At 54.7% G+C, this 5,945-nt stretch carries 5 protein-coding genes; 4 read left to right on the plus strand and 1 reads right to left on the minus strand.

Annotation, left to right across the window (positions count from 1 at the left end; all coding sequences use genetic code 11):
- The coding region (locus L977_RS20985) for a GTP-binding protein (RefSeq protein ID WP_047626867.1) at window positions 1-300 on the plus strand (300 nt) is incomplete at its 5' end.
- Between the two features lie 87 nt (window positions 301-387).
- On the opposite strand, the gene tsaD is transcribed toward L977_RS20985, so the two are convergent.
- On the minus strand, window positions 388-1,401 hold the full coding sequence (gene tsaD / locus L977_RS20990) for a tRNA (adenosine(37)-N6)-threonylcarbamoyltransferase complex transferase subunit TsaD (RefSeq protein ID WP_014885283.1): 1,014 nt from the start codon (window positions 1,399-1,401) through the stop codon (window positions 388-390).
- Between the two features lie 236 nt (window positions 1,402-1,637).
- Here tsaD and rpsU point away from each other — a divergent pair, with 236 nt between their 5' ends.
- From rpsU to rpoD, 3 genes are all read left to right on the plus strand, one after another.
- Window positions 1,638-1,853 (plus strand): 30S ribosomal protein S21, encoded by a 216-nt coding sequence (rpsU, locus tag L977_RS20995; protein WP_001144069.1) that lies wholly within the window; start codon window positions 1,638-1,640, stop codon window positions 1,851-1,853.
- 115 nt (window positions 1,854-1,968) lie between these two features.
- Complete coding sequence (gene dnaG, locus L977_RS21000) at window positions 1,969-3,714, plus strand: DNA primase (protein ID WP_047626868.1); 1,746 nt, start codon at window positions 1,969-1,971, stop codon at window positions 3,712-3,714.
- 165 nt (window positions 3,715-3,879) lie between these two features.
- Window positions 3,880-5,724 (plus strand): RNA polymerase sigma factor RpoD, encoded by a 1,845-nt coding sequence (gene rpoD / locus L977_RS21005; protein WP_014885285.1) that lies wholly within the window; start codon window positions 3,880-3,882, stop codon window positions 5,722-5,724.
- Window positions 5,725-5,945 lie beyond the last annotated feature (221 nt).

A 5,945-nucleotide genomic window follows, 5' to 3' on the forward strand; every position in this document is an offset into this window, starting at 1 on the left:
GGGGATAACCTGAGCGCGACGTTCAGCCCGGAACTGGCGGATCTCACTATCTACGTGATAGACGTGGCCGAAGGGGAAAAAATCCCGCGTAAGGGCGGGCCGGGGATCACCAAATCTGACTTTCTGGTGATCAACAAAACCGATCTCGCGCCCTACGTGGGTGCGTCGCTCGACGTGATGGCGCGCGATACCAACCGCATGCGTGGCGAACGTCCGTGGACGTTTACCAATCTGAAAGCGGGTGACGGTCTGGCGACGATTATTGCGTTTCTGGAAGAAAAAGGGATGTTGCGGGTGTAATGCGGTTTATCGCCGGGTGGCGGCTTCGCCTGACCCGGCCTACGGTTTTTGTAGGCCCAGTAAGCGCAGCGCCACCGGGCAAAAAACTCACGCCTCAGGCAGTTCCGCCAGCGGCCAGCGCGGACGCACGGACACGCTCAGGTCAGACGTTGCCCCCGCGTTAAGACGCACCATCCCGGCGTAAGCGATCATCGCGCCGTTATCGGTACAGAACTCTGGACGGGCATAAAACACTTCCCCGCGACGCTTTTGCATCATCTCAGCCAGCTTCGCGCGCAGCGTGCGGTTGGCGCTGACGCCGCCCGCCATCACCAGACGCTTAAAGCCGGTCTGATCCAGCGCGCGCTTGCACTTGATCATCAGCGTATCGACCACCGCATCTTCGAACGCGCGGGCGATATCGGCACGGGTCTGTTCGCTGTCGTCGTTATTACGAATCGTATTCGCCGCGAAAGTTTTCAGCCCGGAGAAGCTGAAGTCCAGCCCTGGACGGTCGGTCATCGGACGCGGGAAGACAAAGCGCCCTTCCGTTCCCTGCGACGCCATTTTCGAGAGCATCGGGCCGCCAGGATAATCCAGCCCCAGCAGCTTGGCGGTTTTGTCGAACGCTTCACCGGCGGCGTCGTCGATCGACTCGCCCAACAGCGCGTATTTGCCAATGCCCGTTACGCTAATCAGCTGCGTATGACCGCCGGAAACCAGCAGCGCAACAAATGGGAACTCAGGCGGATTCTCTTCCAGCATCGGCGCCAGAAGGTGACCTTCCATATGGTGAACCGGAATGGCCGGCACGTCCCACGCGAACGCCAGCGAACGGCCTACCGTCGCGCCAACCAGCAGCGCGCCCACCAGACCCGGACCCGCGGTATAGGCCACGGCATCAATATCAGTTGAACGTAACCCGGCCTCTTTCAGCGCCGCCTGAATCAGGGGAACCGTTTTACGCACGTGGTCACGAGAGGCCAGTTCCGGCACGACGCCGCCGTAGTCAGCGTGCAATTTCACCTGACTATACAGTTGGTTGGCCAGAAGGCCTTTTTCGTCGTCGTAAATGGCGATGCCGGTTTCATCGCAGGATGTTTCAATACCCAGTACACGCATGACTTGTTTTACCTCGTTTCACTACCGCGCAGTGTAGAGCCTGGGCGGGGTGATGTAAAACTTTGTTCGCCCCAGGAAGAAGGCTCGTGTATACTCCTTACCCTTATTAAAGTCCCTTTCAAAATCGCATCGGTGCTTTACAAAGCAGCAGCATTTGCAGTAAAATTCCGCACCATTTTGAAATAAGCTGGCGTTGATGCCAGCGGCAAACCGAATTTATTAAAGGTGAGAGTTACATGCCGGTAATTAAAGTACGTGAAAACGAGCCGTTCGACGTAGCACTGCGTCGCTTCAAACGTTCATGCGAGAAAGCAGGTGTTCTGGCTGAAGTTCGTCGTCGTGAGTTTTATGAAAAACCAACGACCGAACGTAAGCGCGCTAAAGCTTCCGCTGTGAAACGTCACGCGAAGAAACTGGCTCGCGAAAACGCACGCCGTACTCGTCTGTACTAATCGCTTGAGGGCCTCAGCCCTCAATTGACAGACAGAGTAGTAGTCGTAAGGCCGTGCTTCCGGAAGGAATGCGCGGCTTGTTTTCGTTTATAAGTCGCTTAAATTTTTGGGGCATATGGCCGGAAGAATCCCACGCGTTTTCATCAACGATCTGCTTGCCAGAACCGACATCGTCGATCTCATCGACGCGCGGGTAAAGCTGAAAAAGCAGGGCAAGAACTACCATGCGTGCTGTCCGTTCCATAACGAAAAAACCCCCTCTTTCACCGTTAACGGTGAAAAGCAGTTCTACCATTGCTTTGGCTGTGGCGCACACGGTAATGCCGTCGATTTTTTGATGAACTACGACAAGCTCGAGTTCGTTGAAACCGTCGAAGAGCTGGCGGCGATGCATAACCTTGAAGTGCCATATGAAGCAGGCAGTGGGCCAAGTCAGATCGAGCGCCATCAACGGCAAACGCTGTATCAACTGATGGATGGCCTGAATTCGTTTTACCAACAGTCTCTTAAGCACTCTGCGGCTGAGCCTGCGCGTCAATACCTGACAAAGCGCGGACTGAGCGACGATGTGATTGCGCGTTTCGCTATTGGTTACGCCCCGCCCGGCTGGGACAACGTGTTAAAACGTTTTGGCGGCAATAGCGAAGATCGTAAGTCTCTCATCGACGCAGGCATGCTGGTCACCAACGACCAGGGACGAAGCTACGACCGCTTCCGTGAACGGGTGATGTTCCCGATCCGCGATAAGCGTGGCCGGGTGATTGGTTTTGGTGGTCGCGTGCTGGGTGATGCCCTGCCGAAATACCTCAACTCCCCGGAAACCGATATTTTCCATAAGGGCCGCCAGCTTTACGGTCTTTATGAGGCGCAGCAGGATAACGCGGAACCTCCGCGTCTTCTGGTCGTCGAAGGCTATATGGACGTTGTCGCGCTGGCGCAGTACGACATTAACTACGCGGTGGCGTCATTAGGAACGTCCACGACGGCAGACCATATCCAGCTGCTGTTTCGCGTCACCAACAACGTGATTTGCTGTTACGACGGTGACCGCGCAGGACGCGATGCCGCCTGGCGTGCGCTGGAAACGGCGCTACCGTATATGACCGACGGGCGTCAGCTACGCTTTATGTTCCTGCCAGACGGCGAAGACCCGGATACGCTGGTGCGTAAAGAGGGCAAAGCGGCGTTTGAAGCGCGGATGGATCAGGCTCAGCCGCTCTCCACGTTTCTGTTTAACAGCCTGATGCCGCAGGTGGATTTAAGTACCCCTGACGGGCGCGCGCAGCTCAGTACGCTGGCGCTGCCGTTAATCAGCCAGGTGCCCGGCGAAACGCTGCGTATCTATCTGCGTCAGGAGTTAGGCAACAAGCTCGGCATTCTGGATGACAGCCAGCTTGAACGTTTAATGCCTAAACAGGCTGAAAACGGCACGGTTCGCCCCGCGCCTCAGCTAAAACGCACAACCATGCGTATACTGATAGGGTTACTGGTACAAAACCCCGAACTTGCACCGCAAGTGCCATCGCTGGCGGGTTTGAACCACGAAAAATTGCCCGGACTTGGCTTATTTTCAGAACTGGTCAACACGTGTTTGTCTCAGCCAGGTCTGACCACCGGACAACTTTTAGAACATTATCGCGGCACAAAAGAGGCCGCTACCCTTGAAAAATTGTCGATGTGGGACGATATAGCAGATAAGGACATTGCAGAAAAAACGTTCACCGACTCACTCAACCATATGTTTGATTCGATGCTTGAGTTGCGCCAGGAAGAGTTGATAGCTCGCGAGCGCACGCACGGCTTAAGCAGCGAAGAACGCCGGGAACTCTGGATGATTAACAAGGAACTGGCGAAGAAATAAGTGAAAGACAAAAGTATTTAACGGCTTAAGTGCCGAATATCGATCGGGGAGCCCCCGGCAGCCGCACTGAGAGGCAGCGGCAAAAATATAAGTACGCCCTCGCTTTAAAGGTTGGCAGCCCCATCGCCGACACCAATCAAACGAATTAAGTGTGGATACCGTCTTATGGAGCAAAACCCGCAGTCACAGCTGAAACTTCTTGTCCAACGCGGTAAGGAGCAAGGCTATCTGACCTATGCCGAGGTCAATGACCATCTGCCGGAAGATATCGTCGATTCAGATCAGATCGAAGACATCATCCAAATGATCAATGACATGGGCATTCAGGTGATGGAAGAAGCACCGGATGCCGATGATCTGTTGCTGGCTGAAACCTCCAACAATACCGACGAAGATGCGGAAGAAGCTGCCGCACAGGTACTGTCCAGCGTTGAATCTGAAATCGGGCGTACCACTGACCCGGTCCGCATGTACATGCGTGAAATGGGTACCGTTGAACTGTTGACCCGCGAAGGCGAAATTGACATCGCAAAACGCATCGAAGACGGGATCAACCAGGTTCAGTGCTCTGTTGCCGAATACCCTGAAGCGATCACCTATTTGCTGGAGCAGTACGATCGCGTTGAAGCGGAAGAAGCGCGCCTGTCTGACCTGATCACCGGGTTTGTTGACCCGAACGCGGAAGAAGATCTGGCGCCTACCGCGACTCACGTTGGTTCCGAACTGTCTCAGGAAGAGATGGATGACGACGAAGACGAAGATGAGGAAGAAGACGACGACAGCGCGGACGATGACAACAGCATCGACCCGGAACTGGCGCGTGAGAAGTTTGCCGAGCTGCGTACCCAGTACGAAGTCACGCGTGACACCATCAAAGCGAAAGGCCGCAGCCATGCCGCCGCGCAGGAAGAGATCCTGAAACTGTCTGAAGTATTCAAACAGTTCCGCCTGGTGCCAAAACAGTTCGACTACCTGGTAAACAGCATGCGCGTGATGATGGATCGCGTACGCACCCAGGAACGCATCATCATGAAGCTGTGCGTTGAGCAGTGCAAAATGCCGAAGAAGAACTTCATCACCCTCTTCACCGGCAACGAAACCAGCGAAACCTGGTTCAACGCCGCTATCGCGATGAACAAGCCATGGTCTGAAAAACTGCACGACGTGAAGGACGATGTCTATCGTGGTCTGCAGAAGCTGCATCAGATTGAAGAAGAGACCGGCCTGACCATCGAGCAGGTTAAGGACATTAACCGTCGTATGTCTATCGGTGAAGCGAAAGCCCGCCGTGCGAAGAAAGAGATGGTTGAGGCGAACTTGCGTCTGGTTATCTCTATCGCCAAGAAATACACCAACCGTGGCCTGCAGTTCCTGGATCTGATCCAGGAAGGCAACATCGGTCTGATGAAAGCGGTAGATAAGTTCGAATACCGTCGTGGTTACAAGTTCTCCACCTACGCTACCTGGTGGATCCGTCAGGCTATCACCCGCTCTATCGCGGATCAGGCGCGCACCATCCGTATTCCGGTGCATATGATTGAGACCATCAACAAGCTCAACCGTATCTCCCGCCAGATGCTGCAGGAGATGGGCCGTGAACCAACGCCTGAAGAGCTGGCTGAGCGCATGCTGATGCCGGAAGACAAGATCCGTAAAGTGCTGAAGATCGCCAAAGAGCCAATCTCCATGGAAACACCAATTGGTGATGATGAAGATTCGCATCTGGGTGATTTCATCGAGGATACCACCCTCGAGCTGCCGCTGGACTCTGCCACCACCGAGAGCCTGCGCGCTGCGACGCACGACGTTCTGGCCGGCCTGACCGCCCGTGAAGCAAAAGTGCTGCGTATGCGTTTCGGTATTGATATGAACACCGACCACACGCTGGAAGAAGTGGGTAAACAGTTCGACGTGACCCGCGAACGTATCCGTCAGATCGAAGCGAAGGCGCTGCGTAAGCTGCGTCATCCAAGCCGCTCTGAAGTGCTGCGTAGCTTCCTGGACGACTAACTTGTCCTGACAGTGAAAAAGCTCCCAATCGGGAGCTTTTTTTTGTTTATTACTTCTTCCTGTGGGCTGTGGGATCCCAGTAATTTATAAGCAGAAGCAATAACGTTGTTTCAGAGCGAATGCAGGCTTTCAGCGATGCTCTGATCCGGCTGTAAATCGCTGAGGCGTTTTCTGCAGGCCGGGGCGAGGCGCATGGATGCGCCGAGAGGGCGGGCTTTACA

This window comes from Enterobacter sp. ZOR0014, from assembly GCF_000798855.1.
GTDB classification, from domain to species: Bacteria; Pseudomonadota; Gammaproteobacteria; order Enterobacterales; family Enterobacteriaceae; genus Enterobacter; species Enterobacter kobei.